Source organism: Campylobacter concisus (assembly GCF_902460625.1).
Lineage (GTDB): Bacteria > Campylobacterota > Campylobacteria > Campylobacterales > Campylobacteraceae > Campylobacter_A > Campylobacter_A concisus_AD.
Genome location: NZ_CABPUT010000002.1, coordinates 52,345 through 74,138, shown reverse-complemented (window position 1 = coordinate 74,138; position 21,794 = coordinate 52,345). Strand labels below are relative to the sequence as shown.

The following is a 21,794-nucleotide window of genomic DNA, read 5'->3' as shown; positions in this document are numbered from 1 at the left end:
TGCTAAAAAATTTATATGAGTTTATTTTGTTTGACTACAACTAGAAGACTTGTCTAAAACAAAAATTTAGTGAAATAAGCGATGGTGAAATTGGGTCTAGAGCATCACAATATTGATAGAAATTTACATAACATGGCTTATTTAAGCCATAAATATATAAATTTAAGATTGAATGCTCTCCTCTTCATTTTTTATCTTTTTTCTAACTTTGACTCGTGATATGCTAGCTCCATCCATCTTTCTTACTTCGTAGTAGCAGTTTTCATCCTCGATCTTATCACCTACAACTGGCAAGCGACCGATTAGGTTGAAGACATATCCACCGATTGTAACTTGATCTGTCTCTTCATCAAAGCTTATACCAAGAACCTCTTCAACGCTCTCTAGATCATATCTGCCTTGAAATTCGTAAATATTGTCATTTATCTTTTTATAGTGCTGATCAACTTCATCGTGCTCGTCATTAAAATCACCAAGCACCTCTTCCATTATATCTTCCATCGTAAGAAGTCCGGCTGTGCCGCCATACTCATCAACTACGAGCGCAGCTGAAATTTGCTCTTTATTCATCATTACAAGCACTTTTGAAATAGAAAGGCTCTCAGGCACGATGACAAATTTACGAACAATTGAGTCAAAACTCTTCTCTTTATCTTTGCTAAAGTGAAGTTGCAAAATATCTCTAATGTGTATCATGCCCAAAATGATATCTTTTGAGCCGTCTATATAAGGAAAGCGAGTGTATTTTGACTCAAATACAACTTGTAAATTCTCCTCAAAACTCTTTTGTTTATTTATGCAGATCATATCGCGTCTTGGCGTCATGATCTCTTTTGCGACTGTGTCACTAAAATCAACTGCATTTTTAATGATCTCAGTCTCAAAACTATCAAGCACGCCACCCTTTAAGCTCTCACCAACGATGATTTTTATCTCTTCTTCAGAGTGAGCTAGTTCATTTTCTTTAGCTGGCTGGATGCCTAAAATTTTAAGTCCAATGGTTGCTAAAATATCAAAAAGCTTAATTACAGGCGAAAATAGTACCCAGAAAAAGTGAAGTGGACGAGCGATTTTTAACACTGAAGTCTCAGCCTTTGCGATAGCAACTGACTTTGGCACAAGCTCGCCCATTACAACATGAAGTAACGTAATAAGCGTAAATGCAATCGCAAAACCAACCGTATGAACTAATATATCGCTAAAGTTGAAGAAATTTTTAAGTGGAGCTTCTATAAGTCTTGCAACCGCTGGCTCACCAATCCAACCAAGAGCAAGTGAGCTTAGTGTGATGCCAAGCTGAGTGGCACTAAGATAAGTATCAAGCTTGTTTGACATCTCAAAAGCAAGCTGAGCGTTTGGCTTTTTCTCCTTAATAAGCTCTTCAAGTCTAGACTTACGAACTTTAACAAGAGAAAATTCTGATAAAACAAAAAAGGCATTTAGTAAAATGAATACAATGGCAAGTATTACCATTAAAAGCGAATTATCGCTACTGGGGTTCAATTATGATCCTTAAGAGTTAAAAATTTTTGCCTGATTATAGCGAATTTATATTTAGCGGTCAAATTATCTACACCCAAAAGTAACAACATTTCTTAAATTTAAGATTTATAAAAAGTTCTTAAATTATATTTTGATAACATTATTTTTATCAATAAATTCATGGATTTCATAATGAGCAAAAAGAATTTTTCATCGCGTTGGGCATTTATATTGGCCTGTGTTGGATCAGCAGTTGGCATGGCGAATGTCTGGGGCTTTCCTTACAAACTTGGCACAAATGGCGGTGCGGCGTTTTTACTCATCTATGTTTTTTTCATAGCTCTTTTTTCATACGTTGGTCTAAGTGCGGAGTATGCGATTGGCAGACGTGCAAAAACTGGTACGCTTGGATCATATAAATATGCTTGGCAAAGTAGAAATTTAGGCGTATTTGGCAGTATCATCGGCTGGCTTCCGCTTGCTGGCTCACTTTGTATAGCTATTGGCTACGCAGTCATCATCGCCTACGTGCTAAAAGCCCTTACTCAGGCACTTACTGGCTCATTTATGAGCGTTGATACGAACGTTTGGTTTAACTCATTTGCACTTCAAGATTACTCAGTCTTGCCTTATCATTTTATCATCGTTGTTGGCACGCTTCTTACACTATTTTTTGGAGCAAAAAGTATCGAAAAAACTAATAAAATAATGATGCCACTGTTTTTTGTATTGTTTAGCATTTTAGCCATAAATGTCGCGATGCTACCAAATGCATTTGATGGGTATAAATTCCTTTTTATTCCTGACTTTAGTAAGCTTGCAGACCCGATGGTATGGATTTCTGCGATGGGTCAAGCCTTTTTCTCGCTCTCTATCACAGGATCTGGCATGATAGTTTATGGAGCTTACCTTTCAAAAGATGAAGATATCGTTGAAAGTGCTAAAACTACGGCCTTTTTTGATACTATTGCAGCTCTTGTGGCCGCTCTTGTTATGATCCCAGCAGTCTTTGCCTACGCTATGGATCCAGCCGAAGGTCCAAAGCTGCTTTTTGTAACGCTTCCAAAAATTTTACAAAATATGATCGGTGGACAAATTTTTGCCATTATTTTATTTACAGCTGTTATCTTTGGCGGTATCACCTCGCTTCAAAATATGTTTGAAGTAGTCGCCGAGTCACTAATGCATAAATTTCCGTTTCTTAGTAGATTTTGGACACTCACGCTACTTTGTGCAGTTTGCTTTGGCATAGGAGCATTTATGGAGCCTATTAGCAGTTGGGGGCCTTGGATGGACTTTGTCTCTATCTATATCATTCCAATCGGCGCGGTAATCGGTGCTATTTCTTGGTTCTGGATTATTAAAAAAGATGAAATTTTAGACGAGATAAATTCTGGAGCAAATAAATCTTATGGTAATTTCTGGTATTTTGTAGGCAAATTTATCTACGTTCCGCTAACATTTTTACTTTGTATCATAGCCGTAAGTAAGGGAATTTCTTTTTAAATTTAGCTCGCCAAAAAATGAGCTAAATTTAAAAATTTTTGAAGTTATCTTAGTTTTTTTGTGCCGATGTAAGTGGCAAAAATTTCTTGTGAGCCATCTTTTTTAAATAAAATAACATCGTATTGCTCGGCTTTACTGTCTTGCTCCATACCTTGGCTCTCCATCGGCATGCCAGGCACTGCGATACCAACTACATCTTTTGGCTTAAGCTCTAGTAGGCGCTTTACCTCATCGGCTGGGACATGACCTTCTATGATATATCCATCGATGATTGCTGTATGGCAGCTTGAAAGCTCTAGCGGTACGTTAAATTCTTTCTTAACTTTTGCTATATCATCTACTTTTATGACCTCTTCGCTAAATCCAGCCTTCTGCATCGCCTCACCCCAGCTAGTACAACATCCACAAGTTGGGCTTTTATAGACCTTCATATCAGCCGCAAATGCAAATGTTGCAAAAAAGCCAAGAGCCAAAAATGCTAATTTTTTCATCATTTTCCTTTACGTAAAATTTGCAAAATGATATAGCTCACATTTAAATTTTATATAAATGCTTAATATTGCTTGCTATAATTCGCCAAAATTTACAAAAGGCACTTTATGTTTTCATCATTTTTTAAAGATAAAAAATGGGTACTCTGGGCTTATGGCGGAGCGATATTTATCATCTTGCTTCTTGTCTATCAAACGCACCTAAATGTCCGTATAAACGAGTGGTATAAAAATTTCTACGACATCGTGCAAAACTCAAAAGATCATGATGTAAGTGAGTTTTGGCGAGAAATTTTTAACTTTATAAAAATCGCTATGCCTTATGTCGTGACTTACACTGTGATCTCATTTTTTGCTAGCCACTGGGTCTTTCGCTGGAGAGAGGCGATGACGTTTAGATATCTAAAATTTTGGCAAAACTGCAAAAGTGACATCGAAGGCAGTTCGCAGCGTATCCAAGAAGACGTCTACCGCTTTGCCAAAATAATGGAAAGCCTTGGTGTGCAGGTTTTAAGGGCGATCATGACGCTAATTGCCTTTATACCAGTGCTTTGGGAGCTAAGTAAGAGTGTGAGTTTACCTTACATCAAAGATATCGAAGGCTCACTTGTTTATATCGCACTAATAATTAGCATCGGTGGTCTTATTATTTCGTGGTTTGTGGGCATTAAACTCCCGCATATCGAGTATAACAACCAAAAAGCAGAAGCGGCGTTTAGAAAAGAGCTAGTTTACGGCGAAGATGATAAGTCCAAATTTTGCCAACCAAACGTCATGTTAGAGCTTTTTACGGGCGTAAAGTTAAATTATTACAAACTATTTTTGCATTACGGCTACTTTAACCTTTGGCTCATCTCATTTTCACAAATTCTTGTCATCGTGCCTTATATCATCATGGGAAATGGCCTATTTAGCGGCGTTATAACGCTTGGTGTGCTTATACAAGCTAGCAACGCTTTTTCTCAAGTTAGAGAGAGTTTTAGCGTATTTATCGACAACTGGACGACGATAACAGAGCTAAGATCTGTAAATAAACGTTTGAGAGAATTTGAGAGAAATATAAACTATAAGGCGTAAGGGTTAAATTTACATACTAAATAAACTCTAGTAAATTTTAAAATTTCATAAGCGAGTAATTTCGGCTCTAAAATTTGAGCTAAGCTATAAGCGAAGCCAAATTTTAGTAGTCAATTCTTGCGAGTGAATGAGATTTTAAAATTTGCAAAATAGCTTTATTAAATTCGTAAATTTCTTTTTATTTAAAAGGGAGACAAGGGGACTTGAATTACGAAGCCGTCCCCTTATCCCCCTTTTTGAATCCCCTAAACCCCTCGCACGTTAGGAGCGGCATGCAATCGTGCTGGCGCACTGCATGCGTTTTATTTTAGAAAATTTCTGACAAATTTTAAAATTTGCAAGCCGTTTCAGCTCCAAAAATTAAATTTCCCCCTCGTTTAACAATGCATATCTAACTCAGGCTATAATACGCAAGATTTTAGTCCAAAAAGGATAAAAATGAAAAAAATTTTACTTACATTGTTAGCGACTAGTTTGCTCTTCACTGGCTGCTCAAGCGTTACAAAAGCAGGTGTTGTTGGTGCTGATCGTAAGCAATTTATGTTAGTCTCATCAGAAGCTATGGAGCAAAGCTCAGCCCAAGCTTATGTCAAGACACTAACAGCTGCTAGAAGCAAAGGCGAGCTAAACGTTGATCCGATCCTTACAAAAAGAGTTCAAGATATCGCTAAAAGACTCATCGCTCAAACTGGCGTTTTTAGGGATGATGCCCTAAAATGGAAGTGGCAAGTAAATGTCATAAACGAAGATACGCTAAATGCTTGGTGTATGCCAGGGGGCAGGATAGTCGTTTATAGTGGCATCATAAAAAGGCTAAATTTAACAGATGCACAGCTAGCTGCAGTCATGGGACACGAGATCGCACACGCTCTTAGGGAGCACAGCAGGGAGCAAGCAAGTGCTGATCAGATGAAAAGCATAGGCATCTTTGCAATAGCCACAGCTACTGGCCTTGGCGATCTTGGAGCTAATGCTCTAAATTTAGCTAGCGAATACACCATATCACTGCCGTTTTCTCGCTCGCATGAGACCGAGGCTGATCACATCGGTACTGAGCTAATGGCAAGAGCTGGATACGATCCAAAAGAAGCGGTCGAAGTCTGGGTAAAAATGAGCAAGATGAGTGGCGGAAAGGTGCCTGAAATTTTAAGCACTCACCCATCAAACGAGAGCAGGATAAAAGACCTAAAAGAGATCGCAGCAAAGCTTGAGCCAGTCTACCAAGCTGCCAAAAGAGGCTAGACTTCAAAAAATTTGAGCGATCTTGAAATGATTGCTCAAATTTTCTAACTAGTGCATTTTAGAAAAACTACGACTGCTGATATTCGGCTAGTTAGCAAGAGTCTTGGCTTAAAGCCCGTAACAACTCTCGCCCAATCTTTGTCTATAAAGAAAATGGTGAAATTTTAGGCTACTGCTCACTAAGTGACTTTAATCCTAAAATCGCTTACGATATAAGCGTAGAGATAAGCATCTATGTAGCTAAAAAGGCTCTTGGTATTGGCAAGCAGCTTTTAAGCCACAGTCTAGATGAGGGAAAGAGGCTAAATTTAAAAATTATCGCTCTGATATTTAGTGAAAACAAAACAAATCTTAGGCTATTTTTAAAATTTGGGTTTAAAAAATGGGATAAATTGCCCAGCATTTGTCTGATGGATAATGAGTACAAAAGTGTTATTATCTTGGGACTAAAGCTCTAAAAGCCAAGCATTAAGCAAATAAAGATATAATTCCACACTTTTTATGGGTAGATGTCCGAGCGGTTTAAGGAGCACGCCTGGAACGCGTGTGTGGGGCAACTCACCGAGAGTTCGAATCTCTCTCTACCCGCCATAAAACTATCTATAACTTAAAGTCTACTGACCTTTATTTTTATTGCTTAAAACATTGGCACTAAGCAAAAGACTACTTTTTTAAAACTTACTAAAATCTTGCCAATTATCTTTTACTTTTGTCATAGTTAGGCATATAACTAGCATCAAATTTGCTCCATTTTAGGAAAAATTTTAACTATATTCTTAAATTTAGATTCTATTTGCCTTATCGACAGTTACGAACGCCCAGTGCATAAATCCTTGTCTCGGTTTGTATTTGCCGCTGTTAAAATACTCCACTAGCCGCGCCTCCTCCGTGCTGCTTAGCTCGCCGCCAAGCCCCCAGCGCGTCTTTTGTATGAGCTCCTGCGCGCTCGCGGGTATAGGGGGCTTAGACTTAGCGGCGATGATGGCAAGATAAGGGGCAAATTTAATCTAAATGAGCCAAAGCTAAGCGTTGCTAAGCTCATAGAGCTTCCTTTTATCGAAGCGGTTTTGGATGAGAATTTTAAAGAACTAGCAAAAGATGAGATGATAAATTTAGATGGGGCTTTAAAGCCTATATTTTGGGATCACAAGGCAACTTTACTCGTGCAAAAAGACAAAAATGGTGAGTTTAGAAATTTAAATATAAAAGAGCTTCGGGATTTTTAATGAGCTTAAATTTTAATGAAAAAGGCGAGTTTAGATTCGGCAAATTTAACTACGATAAAGCACGAGAAATAGCTCAAAACTGCACTAAATTTAAGCTAGATAATGACGAAGAAGAGATGGCTTGTGGGGGTGAGAGGAGTTGCTATGACTGCGCATTTAGGCGCTGGAGTAAAGATAGCTTCATCTGCATGGCACAAGCTAGCAAAGGCTAAGCTAACTCTACGCGACCATTTTTTTATCTTTAAGTTTTCCACCGCGTTTGTACTTTAGTTCGCCGCAAAATCTCTTGCCAAATTTTGCCTCGATAATAAGAACTAGCACAAAAAATATCTTTTCGTCATTCATTCGCGCGATCTGGCGTAGAGTTTGGCTAGCGTCATTAAATTTAACTCCATTTTTACGTAAAGTTTCGAAAAAAATAGCCTTGTCAAAGCCCAACATGTGCGAAATTTCAGTTATGCTGTATGGCTCGAGCGATGCGATGATTCGGTCCATGTTGCAAATACTTGGATTTTTACTGCGTGTTAGCACATCCATCGTTTCATTCATTAGCTTTACTAGCTTTTTTCTACGATTTATAATGTGAAGTGTTGCAGCAAGCAATATTAAAAAACCCGCGATTTTATGGGCATTTAATAGATACTCGCTATATTCGCCAAGTGCAAAATTTACACCAGAGAATGCGAGTATACAAAGCCCCAAAATAAGAACTAAAACAAGACAGAATTTATAAATAACCTCCACTTTAAACATGACACTCATCCTAAAATATATTTTTCTAATTATACACTTTAGGAGTTGAAATTTATCACCAGCTTATTTGGCTGGTGATTTAATTAGATTAAAAATTGTAGTTAAAGCTTAGATTAAATGTGCGTGGATCGCCATAAACCATCATGTTTTTGCCGATACCCTCATAGTATTTTTTATTAAAGAGATTGTCGATATTTAGCTGTACATCAAAGTTTTTAGCAAATTTATAACCAAGCATTAAATTAGCTAAAGTGTAGCCTTTTTGTGTGATTTCATCTGCGCCTTTGCCAGTGTAAATTTTGCTCTTATACATAGCTCCAGCCCCTACTCTAAAGTCTCTGATCTCATACTTTGCAAATAAATTTGCCGTGCTTCTTGATGAGTCAGTGGCGTATTTCTCGCCTTTAGCATCTTTTGCGTTAAAGTGCGTTGCACCAAAGCTTAGGCTTAAGTTTTTAGTGATCTCGCCGTTTAGATCTAGCTCGACACCCCTGCTTGTCACACCCTTGCCAGCTTCATATATATCGGCATTTGTCGCTGGATTTTTCCTGCCAGTCTTTATGCCAAGCTTGTCTTGCACGATCTTAAAGACGCCAAGACTTGCTTGAAGCGCCCCGTCAAAATACTCGCCTTTGATGCCCATTTCATAGTCCTTGCCTTGGATCGGATCAAGATACTTGTCATTTGCATCCTTTGCGTTTTGAGGTTTAAATATGCTTGTGTAGCTAGCATATAGAGTGTGGTTTGCTCCGATGTCATAAGTGATGCCAAGATATGGCGTGATCTCATTTGTGAAATTTCTATTATCTTTGCCGCCCTCGATCTCGTATTTGTAGTAGCTCACCCTAGCACCTAGCAAAAATTTAAGCTCATCAGTGATTGATAGTTTATTTGCCGCGTAAAATGCCTTTTGTATCGTTTTGTCTTTGTTGTTTTGATCTTCGTAAGGAAACTTTGGATCATCAAGGTGTAAATTTTTAAAATCAATCCTGCTTCTAGCTGTATAAGCAAGGCCAGCTGGCGTAGTCCTTTGCAGCCAGTAGCTACTTACCTTATCGCTACTTTTTTTATAGTTGTTATACATCGCGCCAAAGACAAACTCATGAGATAAATTTGCTATCTCGTAAGGGATATTTGCATACGCATCGACGTTGTGGATGTTCTCCTCTCTTTTGTTTGCATAAATGTAAAGATCACTTATATTGCCGGTGCCATCTAAATTTACCGCTCCGCCGTAGTAGAGTAAATTTGAATCAGTATTTGCCCGTCTAAATGAGTAGCTTAAATTTAAGCTCGCTTCATTTTCAAAGTAGTGCTTAAAATCAGCGTAGAAATCAAGCGTTTTTATATCCCATCTAGTCCAAGGCTGAGAGAAAATTTCATTTTTACTAAAATTTGTCCTAGAGCCATCTGTGTAAAATGCTGGCATACCGCCCCATCTACCCCCGTGGCGTCTTAGCTCTTGATAAAACGCACCAAGGCTAAGCCATGAGTTATCGCCTATGTCGCTATCGACTACACCGTAAATCGCGCTATTTTTGCGGTTGTAATAATCCATATAAGAGTGCGACTTCTCATGCGTAAAAGATAGCCTCGCTCTGACGCTTCCGCTCTCATTTACTGGCGTTTGCACATCGCCATTTACGCCGTATCTATCGTATGAGCCAGCGCTTATGCCAAAATTTCCTTTTAGCTCCTTTGAGTCTGCTCTTTTTCTTATGAAATTTAAGCTTGCAGCCGGATTTCCAGCGCCTGCAAGCAGGCCATTTGCTCCTTTTACCACTTCAACTCTTTCATAAGGCAGCAAGCTCATATCATTTGCGCCAAGGCTAAAGCCACCAAAACTAGGCATCGAATCAAGCAAGTAATAATCTATCTTAAAACCACGAGCCGTCGGATATACGCGCTCGTCCCATTTGTTTAGCGTGACGCCTGGGACATTTCTAAGAAGCACTTGATAGTCCTTGATACCTTGATCTTTTAGCCTAGCTTCTGTTAGCACAGTTAGCGACTGGGGCGTTTGACGAGAGGTTAAATTTAGCCTTGTTGTGCTCTTTACAAGCTCTTTTGCAAAGTAGTTTGCATCATCTCTTCGCTCGCTCTCCACGACATCGACTGCTTCTAAAATTTTATCGCTTTGGCTAGCAAAAATTTGAGGTTGCATCAAATTTAATGCAACCAAACTAATTAAAAATTTTTTCATTTTTTCTCCTTTTAAAATTTCTTTTTATCCACAAATAAAGCCCTGAAATGCTCAAAATAAGCGGTGAAATGCCAACCAAAAACCAGATAAATTTTGTGATTTGGTTGTAGTTACCAAAGTGCGATTTTCTAAATGCTGAGAGAATTTCTTCACTTAGATTTGCATTTTTTATGTCCAAAATACTTACTAATTCGCCGTTATTTTTATCGTAAGTTAATATGCTTGAATATTCGTTATGCAATAAATTTTGATCTTTTACGTAGCCAAAAAGGCGTATATTTGCTCCTTGCATAAAAGGTAGCGAGATGAAGTGTGGCTCAAAGCCTTTTATGTCCTTTCTCGATCTAGCCACTAGCTCATCAAGGGATAAACTTTTGTTATAAATTTTTGCGTCTATTACGAAGTCATTTTTAAACTCTGGCATACGTGCCATCTGAAATTCCCACCAAAAACCACTTATGCAAATGAGCAGTAAAATAGGCGTAGAAAAAATTCCTATCATTTTATGAATGTCGTTCATAAAAACATTTAGCCTATTTACACGAAGCCTAAGTAGTGTCAACCAAAATTTTCTATAAATCACAAAACCACTTATGCAGATAAAAAACGTGAAAATAGCGGTTAAAGTAAGGATAACGTGACCAATTTTCCCAAGAAATAGCGACTCATGAAGCTCGGTTAAAACTCCAAAAAATCCCTCATCATGTGCAAGTGGCTCGCTCTTTATCTTACCGCTAAAAGCGTCAAAATAGATAAATTTCCACTCTTTTTGGCTGTCATTGTGCTCAATTAACCAAATTTTGTCACGTTTTTTAGGATTTGCATCGATATTTATGCCGACCATCTCGTAGCCGTCAAGCTCGCTTGCGATGATCTCTCTTTGCTCATCAAAGCTGATCCTTTTGCTTAAATTTTCTTTGTTTAAATTTACATTTACGACATTTGGGGCAAGAAGGCTGTTTAGCTCATCTTTATAAACAAGGATCGCACCGCTAAAACAAACTACTGCAAGTGGAATGAAAAATAAAAGAGATAAATAAGTGTGTACTTTATAAAAAAATTTTTGATTTAGAAATTTTACTTTGTTTTAAAGCCTTTTAATAGTAGGTTTTGATAATAGCTCGCAATCTTATACAAAATTTACTTTGATAATATTTAAAACTATTATCAATTATGATTCCAGAAAAGAAAAATTTTTATAGAATGTAAATTGAAAAAAATAAATAGATTTGATTTTTAAAAGAATAAGCAACTCCTCTTTGTGTATACGAAAAGCCAGAAAAGGGGGAAGCAAAGACTTATCAGTTACAAAAAGGAGGGTCCATTTAGGACGATGAAATAGTATTATTTAAGCATAAATTTTAATAAAATTTTTAGTTAATAAAAAAGAAATTCCAAGTAATACTAAAGTAAATTTAACTTTAAAGAAACTATATTTAAGAAATTTCTTTTAATTAGTACAAGCATAAAATTAGGCTAATTTTTAGACACAAGCTCTAATACATTGCAAGCTCGCTTGCTACCCATCTTGCAAGCTTTATCAAGAGCATTTGCAGAAAGATCAAAGCTTTGCTCAGTGCCATTTCCTTGAAGATACTTTGTCGCTAGCTCATAGCAAGCCTCGCTACTACCGTCATCACAGAGCGATTTAAATATCTCAAAAGATTTTTGCGTATCTTTTTTTGCACCAAGGCCACGCCCTAGCATATCTGCATAGATAAAGCAAGAAATTTTATCTTTATTCTCACACTCACTTGAAAGCTTTTTTGTAAAACTCTCGCAAGCTTTAGCGTCACTTTTATTAATGCACTCTTGCATATTTATATCCCAGTTTGCATTCAAAGATAGAAGAGCAAATGCTAAAAATAAAATGGATTTTTTCATAAATTTCCTTGGAAGAAGTTAGCTCCCTTTGGGGGAAAGGGAGCTATTACAAAAAGGAGGTTTCTTGTTGGACAAGTGGAATAATACAAGTTTCGTCTAAATTTAAAACCAACTTTTCTTTAACAAAAAACAATCTCAAACCAAATCTTTTTTGCTAAAGGCAAAATAGCCACAAACTAGCAAAATAATGCCTAGTAAAAGCGGATAAATAATCGCATAAGCTACAAATGTCGCTTTTGGAAAGGTGCTTAAAATAAAATAAGATGCAGTACCGATAACTGCTAAATTTGGATCAAAAAGACTAAGCGCTGCTATCCTGAAAAGCTCTATCGGATTTAGTATAGCAATAGCGTAAATAACGTACTCATCAACCGAGCTTCGCATAAGAAGTCCAATTAATGCTAGATCAATGAACGCAAGCATTATAAGCCAAAGTAAAAACGCTACGCCTTGGCCTGTCTCTTGATTTTTAATCATGCTTGAGATAAAAAATCCAAGCGATAAAAAAATGATACTTAAGCTAAAAAGTAGTCCAAAATAAAGTATTAATACACCCCAAGGTATCGCAACACCTTTTATAAGACCAACAACAACACAAAGCAAAAGAGCAAACAAAAGTGGTACAAAAACAACAAATGTACGGCCCAGTGCCTTACCAAAGTAATACTCTCTAAGGCTTAGTGGGAAGCTAAGGATGTATTCAAGCAAATTTGTATCTCTATCTTGATTTATGCTTCTTACGGTTGAGATGAGAATAAAAATAGGCACAATGATGACACAAATTTGAATAAACAAAAGCAGTGCTCTAGTAAGACCAGAAAAGCCAAGTACACGTGAATCAGTCACGCCGCTAAATAAAAATCCTATCATCAAAGCAGAAAAAAGAGCAGCATATATCACAAACCATCTTGAGCGAAAAGACTCTTTTACATCAAGCTTTGCTATTAAAAAAAGATTATTCACTCTTGCTCCTTAAATTTTCTTCTTTGATTATCTTGCCAAGATCCATATAGACGCATCTATCTAATAAATTTGCTATCTCATCGATACGGTGTGAGATAAAAACAAGTGTTTTGTTTTGCGTGAAGTTATCAAGTAAATTTTTAAAAGAAAGCCTTGCTTTTACATCAAGATTTGCCGTTGGCTCATCAAACATCAAAATTTCACTATCCTTAGCAAATGCGATTGCTATTAACATCTTTTGTTTCATGCCGCCAGAGAGCTTATAAAATGGCTTATTTAAATTTGCATGCAAATCAAGCTCTAAAAGCTTGCTAAATTTCTCAATCTCTTCAAATTTTACATTTGAGCTTTTGCAAACAAACTCACAAAGCTCACGTAGATTAAATTTAAGCGGTGGTGGGGTTTGTGGCACAAATGAGATAAATTTCAAAGCCCCTTTTCTATCTTTTAGAGTATTTACACTATTTATCGCTATGCTTCCGCTATTTGGGATAAATTCGCCTAAAATGATACGCATGAGCGAGCTTTTGCCAGCTCCATTTTGTCCAAGTATTGCTATTTTTTCGCCAGATTTTACATTTAGGCTAACATTGTCAAGTATCTTTTGCGAGCCAAAAATTTTCGTTACTTCTTTTATATCTATCAAAAATTTTCCTTATATGAGTTTTTTAAAGCCGTTGTCAAATTTCAGCGCATCTTGATGACACACATCAATACACCTACCACAAAGCGTACAATCAGCACCGGCTATCCTAAAGATATTTTTGCTCTCGTCAAGCTTTGCTCCCTTTTTTGTCATAAAAAGTACGTGAGGCACTAGACAAACATCGGTGCAAACTAAGCAGTGATCGCATTTTTCTTTATCCCAGCTAACTTTTATGGCATTTGGTTTAGCTAGCACCGAGTAAGTAGCTCCAATAGGACAGACATACCTACACCAAGCTCTACGTGAGAAGAAAATTTCAACCATAAGCATGGCCACAACGAACCAAATAGCATGAAAATAGCCATAGATAATAAATCTTGAAAAAATCCCAACAACATTAAAAATTTCAAATGTAAGGCTTGCACTAGCAAAGCTAAGGGTTAAAAATAAAATGGTAAAAACATATCGCCACTTTGTATCAAAAACTCGTGGCTTTACTATCTTTTTAGCGCGTAAATTTTCATGGATCTTCTCAGCTATTTCGCTTATTAACGAATAAGGACAGATCCAAGAGCAAAAGCCTCTACCACCAAAAATGATATAAAAGGCCAAGATACTAAGTGAGCCAATTATTAAATTTACATGGATTTCATGTGTCGCCAAAAAGACTTGCAGGCTCATAAAAGCATCTGCCAAGTGAAAACCAAATATCCTTGACGCACTGATGTCGCCTTCTAAAATTTGTATATCAACTCTATATGAAAGCACAAATAAAAGATGAACTAAAACGATGGTAAAAATGCGCCAAAATCGTATACTAGGACGCTTTTTGCCATCTTTTGTAGTTGTGATTAACGTGCTTAGAAAGCTTACATTTCTAATCGTCGCACGAGTGTTATATTTGTCCATTTTTACTTTTTAAATTTAGAAATTTCATCTGCAAGGCTTTCAAGCTCGCTATCACTAACATTTGTAAGTAGCCCCTTCATAAGCGAGTTTTGCACCTTACCAGCTTTATAATCAGCTAGCTTTTTAAGCAATTCATCCTTACTTAGATGCGTTATATCAGGAGCTACGACGCCTTTTGCATTTGCACCATGACACGGAGCACAAGTTGTTAGATATTGCTTGCTAACGCCTTCATTGTGTACTTTAGCCACACTTAGACTTAGCTCTTTTACCTTTTTTAGCTCATCTTCGCTGGCAAATTCTTCACTAGACTTTGGCTGCTCTTTTGTAAAATTTTGCTCTACTTTTGGCTGAGCATTAGTTGCTACTTTTTCCTTTTTAGGCGGAGTCTGGCTTAACATAAAAACCATGATACCGCAAATTGCTACTGCTAAAATAATGGTTATAATCTTTCCTACTTTCATTATTTGCTCCTAAATTGTGTATTAAAATCACTGATTTCTTTAGCTAAATTTCTGATTTCACTATCATCCATTTTTTTAACAAGATCTCGCATTAAAACATTGACTTTTTCTTTATTTTTATAAGCATTTATCATTGTATAAATTTCATTTTCACTTTTTGTTAAAAGTGATGGCCCGATGATGCCATTTGCGTAATCATCGTGACAAGCTGAGCATTTTGTAATGAAATTTTTGCTAAGTCTACCCTTTATAAGTCTTAAATTTATAGTTTGAAGAGGGGTTCTTACCATTGCTAAAGCCCCGATTTGACGGCTTACGTTATTATCTTCAAGTCCAAATTTTACGCTCTTTTCGCCGTGCATATCGTATTTTATGAAGTCATTTTGTTTATTTGTGCTTTGGTTATTTTCTTTTTTTTCAACCTTTATGCTAGCACTCGTGGCTACATTTATTGGTTGCTCGCTAGCTGCTTTTTGCGCTTTGTCATCGCTATTTTCACAGCCGACAAATAGCAAAGCAGCAGCCACTAAAGACATTATTAATCTCATTCTTTCTCCTTATAAATTTCATCATAACTCATTTTTGGGGCTATATTTATAATTTTTACAGGGCAAACCTCAGCACACACCCCACACCCAACACAGCCATGCTTTATGAGTGGCAAATTTGCTTCGCTCATTACTATTGCACTATCGCCAACTGGGCAAATGCTGACACAAAGGTCACAAATTTGACCGATTTTGCCTTTTATCTTATCTTTTTCTGCCTCTTCTCTATCGTTATAAACTTTGCGGACAAGCAAATCTTCAACGCTATCTTCGCTTAGTTTTTCTCTTTTTAGGCACATACAGGCATTTGCATTACTCAAGATAGCAACGCCCATTTTCACATCATCAACAACTTTTGTAGTATGATCTAACGCACCACTTGGACAGGCGAGCACGCATGGGAAAAGATCACATAAATAGCAACCTCTCTTTTTAGGATCGATGTATGCTGTACCATTTGAATATCCATCTTTTATATCAAGCAAACTTATACTATGATAAGGGCATACCTGCACACACTGACCGCATTTAACACAAAGATCATCAAAGTCATCAACCGCACCTGGTGGTCTAAGATAGAGTTTATCGCCGCTACTTTTTGGCAAAATTTTACCTATGCCATATCCTGCGGCAGCTGCGACTGAGCCTAAGATTATAAATTTTCTTCTATCCACGCTTTGCCTTTAACGCGTTAAAATTTGAAGCATCAAGTGGTTTTATCCTTGGCGTGCTATCTTCAAGTAGCTTTATTGGCTCAGAAAATGGCGCGAGTTTAGCTAAGAAATTTAAGATACTAAAGACACTTGAGCCATAAAAAAACTGCAAATTCGGATAATACTGCCAAAGCTGATCGGCATACGATAGGTGCATAAACGGCGTATCGCCATAGCCATCTTTATCTCTATCAAAGCTCTCATACTCATCATAATAATTTTTACTCCACCGATTTAATGCCATCTTATCACCTGGAGTATCGTTCGCAACGATATCCATATTACCTATAAAATCATTATTTTCAAAGATACTTGTCCCCTGAGTAGCGTGAAAATATACGCCAACTACGTTGTGTAAAATTTTATTGCCTAAGAAATTTATCGTTGAGCCTGGCTGAAACGGCGAGTTATCAAGCAAAATTCCTCTCGCATTATAGATAAGTGTATTATTTTCGATAGTAAAATTTGAAACATCTTTTAGACCAATACCAATACCAAAAGCGCCGTCACTATCCATAACAAGATTATTTTTTATATTTGAACCAGCTGAATACATAAAAAACATTCCGACTGCATTGCCGATAAAATCATTGTTTTCGACTAAATTTTGATTTGCATACATAAAGTGAAGTGAGTATCTACCGCGAATCGCTTTATTTTTTAAAAATTTATTGTGACTTGCATACCATGCAACCATATCGCGGCTATCATAAATATAATTGTCTTCGATTAAATTTTCATGACTATACCAGAGTCTAACGGCATCACCTCTAAAACCAAGACTGGCCCCTTTTTTAGAAGTGATGTTATTTTCAGTGATCTTTGAGCTGCTGCACTCTTTAAAATCAATCCCAAAAAGCACATCACTCAAGTCATTTTGTGTAACCAAGACATTATTTGCTTTATCACAGCCAATGCCAGCATCTAGCTCACCAAGGTCATTTCCGCTACCACTTATCTTTAAATTTCTAAGCGTAACATTTGAGGCAATAATCTTTACAACTGTGCCTTTACCATTTCCTTTTATGTGAGCGTTTTTGCCCTCGCCAACGATACTAAGCGGCTTATTTATAGTTATGCTTCCTTCATAGATGCCGTCCCCTAGCTTTATAACATCGCCAGGGCTAGCGTTATTTATTGCATCTTGAAGGATATTTGCAGAGCTAAAAATAGGCAAGAAAGCAAGGGCAAAAATAAAAATTTTACGCATTTAGCTCTTTTTTCTTTGAAAATACTGCAAGTATGCAAAATACACTCATAGCGATCATAACCCAAAATCCAATGCTTGGATAAGAGTGAGTTGTAAATTGTGCAACGCTACCATCACCTAAAACTGTTGGCATAAATGGTTTAATCTTAAATGCGCCCCACTCTTGCATATTGTGTCCATACCAATAAAGCCATCCTGCAAATGCGCTCATAAATAGCACAGGCGCGATAATCGTTGGAACCATAAGAAGTGAGTTAAATTTGCCATTGTAATACAAAAATGCAAGCATACAAAGCGTTGAAATAAGCAAATAATAAGGTGCTATCGCTCGCTCTAAATTTCCGCCATGCTCCATAGGATACATACCAATGTAGTGATTTATCGTATTCATCTCATGCACGTCACCACTATATCCATCTACGTGAAAATATACAGGAATTCCATCAGGAAAGGCTGATTTTGGATAATTTGGAGCTTCAAGAGAGACGTACCAGATAGGAAAAGATGGCGTACCAATCTCTGCTTTTTGTTCGATCATCTTATGAAGATCGCTTGCTACATCTTTTGATAAAAGGTGATTTTTATACTGAAATGAGCTATAAAGATTATAGATACCGTAAGTATAAGATGGTAGTTCATCACCATCAGCTATACGCTCTTTTGCTCCGTGCCAACCAAGAACAGGCAAAGTAAAACAAACAGTCATTAAGACAAGTGCAACAATGGTATAAATTTTATATTTACTCATGATCTCTCCTTTAAATTTTAAAATTTCATCTGCTAAAAATAAAATTTTAAAATTTAAAAAGGGGCAAAATGCCCCTTTAAAAACTACATACCAGCGTTTTCATCTACCCATTTTAGGTATTCGATGATATTTTTGATCTCTTCATCACTCATATGCTGATTTGGCATTCTAAGGTTAAAGTAATCAATCATTGATTTAATGTAGTCGTCATTATAGAACTTAGCAGGATCTTTGATAAATTCTGCCACCCATTTTTCGCCATTTTCATGTCTTAGTAAAACACCAGTTAGATCTGGACCTGAGCTTACTTGACCGATAACGTGGCAACCATTACAACCGCCTTTTAGATAAGCCTCTTCGCCTTTTGCAGCAGCTGGACTCATCGGAGTTGCGATCTCTTTAGCTAGGTTATTTTTAGCTCTTAAGCCAACGTCAGCTGTTTTTACCATGTATTGCCATACTTGGTACTCCCAAAGGATAGCGCCGTTTACGTCGCCTTTTTTGTAAGCTTCGTCAGCTTTAGCTTTTACCTCTTTGATGTGACCGTATTGGTCAAGTGCGTCATCAACTAAAGCTTTTACCTTTGGATATTTCTCATAATGTTTCTCTTTTAGGTACTTAACAACCTCTTGGATAACATCGTCAGTTGCCTTATTAGTTGCGATTACTTTGTCGTATTCAGCTTTTAAAGCTTCTGGGCTTAGAGTTTTTAGCTTGTTATTTTTTGCAGATTCATATTTTTTATTTGGATCTTTAACAAGTAAATAACCCATCATCTCTAGGTGAAGCGCTGAACAAAACTCGGTGCAGTAGTATGGGAAGACACCTTCCATATCAGCTACAAAATTTACTGAAGCGGTTTTGCCAGGCTCTAGTGAAGCGTGAATGTTGTAAAGGTCGATGCCAAATCCGTGAGTCTCATCTTGAGCGCGCTCTAGGTTTGTTAAGTGAATTGTTACATTATCGCCTTTATTTACCTCGATGTGCTCTGGGTTGATGTGGCTTCTGATCATTGTTGCATAGACAGTTACATTTTTGCCGTTTCTTTCAACTCTTTCTTGACCAGCTAGAGTTGCATATGGGCTAGCCTCGCCTGTTCTTGAGTTTGTACCCATGTTGTAGGTAAGCGCTGGAGCTAGTTTGCTAGCAGCTATTGAAACAACATCGTGTGGCTCGCCAAGTGGTATTGGCATATCATAGATTAGATCCATTTTTGCACCAGTGATGTCTATTAGCTGGTGATTTTGTGGATGAAGTGGGCCAACTGGGCTAAAGCGATCGATTGAAAGTTTATCAAGAGCGATTGCATATTTGCCAACTGGTTTTGCTGATTTGCCTTCCATTGTATCAAGGTGACCGATATTGTAGTGAACATTTATCTTATCAAGCACTTTTAAATTTTTATAGTCCCATTTTACGATTTGACTATCAACGTAAAGTGAAGTATAAAGTACGCCATCTTGTGAGTCAAATGATGTATGCAGTGGTCCAAGGCCAAGTTCGACTTGTCCGTGCATTGACTTTTCTCTATCTAAGATAGGAATTCCGTATGGGTCAGTGCCAGCATACTCTTTTTTATCGATTAGCTCTTTGATCTTTCTAAAGTCATAAACTGATGTGTGAGTATCAAGCTTACCGCCAATAATGATATATCTACCATCTGGGCTTACGTCACAACCGTGTGGGCTCTTTGACTCTGGGATCAAAAATAGCGCACCTGCTTTTACAGCAGCATCTATTGTAACTACCTTGTGGCCATTTATAACTTTATAGTTTTTCTTGTCTTGAACAAGTTTTTCTAAAATTTTCCAGTTATAAACGTGTAAGAAGTCAGTGTCATTTCTACTTGCACCTGCTTCAAATGGAGGAAGGCCTTTTTCGATACCGCCAGTATACATCTCAGTATTTATTGAGTTTGTAAAGCCCCAGCCGTAGCTCTCGCCTTTACCAGCATCACTTAGATCTTGCCAGTATGGAGGAAGCTCAAGAGAAAATGACTCTTTCTCGTCGATCTTGCCTTTTGGATAGTCAAATTTCCAAAATGTTACAGCGCCTCTATAAACCGCTTCATAGTCATCTATTGAGTGGTAGTTGTTATCAAGCGGAGCTGCATATTGGCTAGCTTCGATAACATACTCGCTATTTGGAGTGATGAAGCTACCGCCATGCTCACTCTTCATAATAGGGTTTACAACGATTTGAGTTGTCTCAAAGTCATGCAAATTTATAACTGCGATTCTTGGGTTAGCTTTATCGTTGATAAATAGATAATCACCAACATACTCACCATTTTTCTCACTGAAATTTGGGTGGTGTGTATCGCCCCATGTTATCTCTTTGCCCCTGATGTTGCCTTGTTTCAAAACAGCTTTTGACTCATTGTCATAGCCATATCCTTGCCAAGGCTCTGGCGTGAAAACGCCGATGTATTTATAAATTCTCATCGACGGAACGCCATAAACTAGCACTTGACCGCTTTGCCCGCCAGATGAAAAGACGATGAAATCATCTTTTTTACCGCTAGGCTGATAAGTTTTAGCAGCTGCAAGGACATCTTTTTCGCTTAGCCCACGCTCTTTCATGACTTTTTCAAGGTCACTACTAGCAGCACAAGCAGTCGTTAAAGATAGCCCAAGCAACGCAGCACTTGCGACACAAAATAACTTTTGCATTTACTCTCCTTTTTAAAATGAATTTATCTCTAAACTCTTTATCTCATTGTCTAAATTTACGCCATTTAAGACGCCTTTATCTATAAAAATTCTTTTTATCTCATTGCCAAAAAGAGCCTTTTGCCCTTTTAGCTTAAGATCTTTGTCAAATTTATAGACTACTCCATCCCCATCACCTATAAAAATTTCATCCTCCATACACGCAAGAGCTGAAATTTTAGATTTTAAAACTTGCTTTTTAATTCCACTTTTAAAATCTAAAGTTTCTCCATCTCTAAAGCCAAGCAAAATATCATTCCCCTTAAATTTACAGGCACTAAGTGGAGCAAAGCCGACACGCTTTTTCTCTTTTAAATTAAGCTCTTTATCAAGCAAAAATGCTTTGCCATTAAAGCTTGTAAAAAATAGTTCATCATCAATTGGCAAAAGGCTTGAAATTTTATAAACATCTTTATAATTTTTAGTTAAAAGTTTATTTAGATTTTTATCAAAAACACCTATGCTGACTTCATTTGCCATATCGCAAGCTACGTAAATTTTATTTTTAATTGCCGTAATTTGCGAAATTTTACAGCCAACATTTGGCATGGCAAATAAGAAATTTTTCTCATTTGTTACCTCAATAATCTCATTATTTAAATTTGCGATATAAAAGGATTCTCCATCATTTCCGCACTCTTGATTTTTATAAATCGTATCTTTTAGATCCAAATTTTTAATCTGTCCATCTTTTATAAAGACGATGCTTTGGTTGCTTTCATTAATAAAGCAGCCTAATTGCTGGGCAAAAGCTGTTATCAAAAACAAACTTATACAAAGCAGAAATCTCATAATTCAAGGCACTTTCATCATAAATTTATTAAGCAAAAAAACTATACATACTTAACTCTTAAAAGCAAATTAGTGATTAATTTATTTTTTTAAGCTTTTAAAGAAAAATATCAATAAATTTTTTTAAATTTTATTATTTACATTATATAGACATTATGATTTAATCAATACTAATATGGCTTTAATAAAATTTATTATCTATTGAATCAATCCCAAAAAGCACATC

At 36.9% G+C, this 21,794-nt stretch carries 21 protein-coding genes, 1 tRNA gene and 1 pseudogene; 7 read left to right on the top strand and 16 right to left on the bottom strand.

Annotated features, from left to right (window positions below):
* Positions 1-162: 162 nt before the first annotated feature.
* Entirely contained in the window at positions 163-1,473 is a 1,311-nt protein-coding gene (locus tag F3G69_RS00845) for a hemolysin family protein (RefSeq protein WP_223154647.1), read from the bottom strand.
* Between the two features lie 201 nt (positions 1,474-1,674).
* Here F3G69_RS00845 and F3G69_RS00840 point away from each other — a divergent pair, with 201 nt between their 5' ends.
* Positions 1,675-2,988, top strand: coding sequence for a sodium-dependent transporter (locus F3G69_RS00840; protein WP_149714145.1), 1,314 nt, complete (start codon positions 1,675-1,677; stop codon positions 2,986-2,988).
* A gap of 44 nt (positions 2,989-3,032) precedes the next feature.
* Here the strand turns inward: F3G69_RS00840 and F3G69_RS00835 are convergent, their stop codons facing one another.
* Positions 3,033-3,479: a DUF411 domain-containing protein gene (locus F3G69_RS00835; protein WP_149714144.1), complete on the bottom strand. Its 447-nt coding sequence runs from the start codon at positions 3,477-3,479 to the stop codon at positions 3,033-3,035.
* 108 nt (positions 3,480-3,587) lie between these two features.
* Here F3G69_RS00835 and F3G69_RS00830 point away from each other — a divergent pair, with 108 nt between their 5' ends.
* From F3G69_RS00830 to F3G69_RS00800, 6 genes are all read left to right on the top strand, one after another.
* Complete coding sequence (locus F3G69_RS00830) at positions 3,588-4,556, top strand: putative transporter (protein WP_149714143.1); 969 nt, start codon at positions 3,588-3,590, stop codon at positions 4,554-4,556.
* 438 nt (positions 4,557-4,994) lie between these two features.
* Positions 4,995-5,798: a M48 family metallopeptidase gene (locus F3G69_RS00825; RefSeq protein ID WP_149714142.1), complete on the top strand. Its 804-nt coding sequence runs from the start codon at positions 4,995-4,997 to the stop codon at positions 5,796-5,798.
* Positions 5,799-5,932: 134 nt separating this feature from the next.
* Positions 5,933-6,256, top strand: coding sequence for a GNAT family N-acetyltransferase (locus tag F3G69_RS00820; protein WP_223155857.1), 324 nt, complete (start codon positions 5,933-5,935; stop codon positions 6,254-6,256).
* 45 nt (positions 6,257-6,301) lie between these two features.
* A tRNA-Ser gene (locus F3G69_RS00815) sits at positions 6,302-6,389 on the top strand.
* Between the two features lie 335 nt (positions 6,390-6,724).
* Positions 6,725-7,024 (top strand): hypothetical protein, encoded by a 300-nt coding sequence (locus tag F3G69_RS00805; protein WP_149714141.1) that lies wholly within the window; start codon positions 6,725-6,727, stop codon positions 7,022-7,024.
* On the top strand, positions 7,024-7,236 hold the full coding sequence (locus tag F3G69_RS00800) for a molybdopterin biosynthesis protein MoeB (RefSeq protein ID WP_149714140.1): 213 nt from the start codon (positions 7,024-7,026) through the stop codon (positions 7,234-7,236). The genes F3G69_RS00805 and F3G69_RS00800 overlap by 1 nt, the downstream gene beginning before the upstream one ends.
* A gap of 7 nt (positions 7,237-7,243) precedes the next feature.
* Here F3G69_RS00800 and F3G69_RS00795 read toward each other — a convergent pair whose 3' ends face one another.
* The 14 genes and pseudogenes from F3G69_RS00795 to F3G69_RS00730 all read right to left on the bottom strand — a co-directional run bounded on the left by F3G69_RS00795 (position 7,244) and on the right by F3G69_RS00730 (position 21,568).
* Positions 7,244-7,777: a chemotaxis protein gene (locus tag F3G69_RS00795; RefSeq protein WP_149714139.1), complete on the bottom strand. Its 534-nt coding sequence runs from the start codon at positions 7,775-7,777 to the stop codon at positions 7,244-7,246.
* A gap of 88 nt (positions 7,778-7,865) precedes the next feature.
* Positions 7,866-9,980 (bottom strand): TonB-dependent siderophore receptor, encoded by a 2,115-nt coding sequence (locus tag F3G69_RS00790; RefSeq protein WP_149714138.1) that lies wholly within the window; start codon positions 9,978-9,980, stop codon positions 7,866-7,868.
* Positions 9,961-11,019: pseudogene (locus F3G69_RS00785) on the bottom strand (PepSY-associated TM helix domain-containing protein); the annotation flags it as partial. The pseudogene F3G69_RS00785 and the gene F3G69_RS00790, both read right to left, overlap by 20 nt.
* 437 nt (positions 11,020-11,456) lie before the next feature.
* The gene (locus tag F3G69_RS00780) at positions 11,457-11,864 is read right to left on the bottom strand and encodes a tetratricopeptide repeat protein (RefSeq protein ID WP_149714136.1); all 408 of its coding nucleotides are present in this window, start codon (positions 11,862-11,864) and stop codon (positions 11,457-11,459) included.
* Positions 11,865-11,999: 135 nt separating this feature from the next.
* On the bottom strand, positions 12,000-12,827 hold the full coding sequence (locus F3G69_RS00775) for an ABC transporter permease (protein WP_149714135.1): 828 nt from the start codon (positions 12,825-12,827) through the stop codon (positions 12,000-12,002).
* Positions 12,820-13,473, bottom strand: a complete 654-nt coding sequence (locus F3G69_RS00770; RefSeq protein WP_149714134.1) for an ABC transporter ATP-binding protein — start codon at positions 13,471-13,473, stop codon at positions 12,820-12,822. Before F3G69_RS00770 ends, F3G69_RS00775 begins: the two co-directional genes overlap by 8 nt.
* Before the next feature lie 9 nt (positions 13,474-13,482).
* Positions 13,483-14,382: a NapH/MauN family ferredoxin-type protein gene (locus F3G69_RS00765; RefSeq protein WP_103589144.1), complete on the bottom strand. Its 900-nt coding sequence runs from the start codon at positions 14,380-14,382 to the stop codon at positions 13,483-13,485.
* 2 nt (positions 14,383-14,384) lie between these two features.
* Positions 14,385-14,846: a c-type cytochrome gene (locus F3G69_RS00760; RefSeq protein WP_084109871.1), complete on the bottom strand. Its 462-nt coding sequence runs from the start codon at positions 14,844-14,846 to the stop codon at positions 14,385-14,387.
* On the bottom strand, positions 14,846-15,394 hold the full coding sequence (locus tag F3G69_RS00755; RefSeq protein ID WP_149714133.1) for a c-type cytochrome: 549 nt from the start codon (positions 15,392-15,394) through the stop codon (positions 14,846-14,848). The genes F3G69_RS00760 and F3G69_RS00755 overlap by 1 nt, the downstream gene beginning before the upstream one ends.
* Positions 15,391-16,068 (bottom strand): 4Fe-4S dicluster domain-containing protein, encoded by a 678-nt coding sequence (locus F3G69_RS00750; protein ID WP_149714132.1) that lies wholly within the window; start codon positions 16,066-16,068, stop codon positions 15,391-15,393. Before F3G69_RS00750 ends, F3G69_RS00755 begins: the two co-directional genes overlap by 4 nt.
* Entirely contained in the window at positions 16,061-17,317 is a 1,257-nt protein-coding gene (locus F3G69_RS00745) for a nitrous oxide reductase family maturation protein NosD (RefSeq protein ID WP_149714131.1), read from the bottom strand. Before F3G69_RS00745 ends, F3G69_RS00750 begins: the two co-directional genes overlap by 8 nt.
* Positions 17,310-18,065: a cytochrome C gene (locus F3G69_RS00740; protein WP_072595072.1), complete on the bottom strand. Its 756-nt coding sequence runs from the start codon at positions 18,063-18,065 to the stop codon at positions 17,310-17,312. The genes F3G69_RS00745 and F3G69_RS00740 overlap by 8 nt, the downstream gene beginning before the upstream one ends.
* Positions 18,066-18,148: 83 nt before the next feature.
* Positions 18,149-20,737 (bottom strand): Sec-dependent nitrous-oxide reductase, encoded by a 2,589-nt coding sequence (gene nosZ / locus F3G69_RS00735; RefSeq protein ID WP_149714130.1) that lies wholly within the window; start codon positions 20,735-20,737, stop codon positions 18,149-18,151.
* Positions 20,738-20,749: 12 nt separating this feature from the next.
* Positions 20,750-21,568, bottom strand: coding sequence for an ATP-dependent protease (locus F3G69_RS00730; RefSeq protein WP_149714129.1), 819 nt, complete (start codon positions 21,566-21,568; stop codon positions 20,750-20,752).
* Positions 21,569-21,794: the final 226 nt, after the last annotated feature.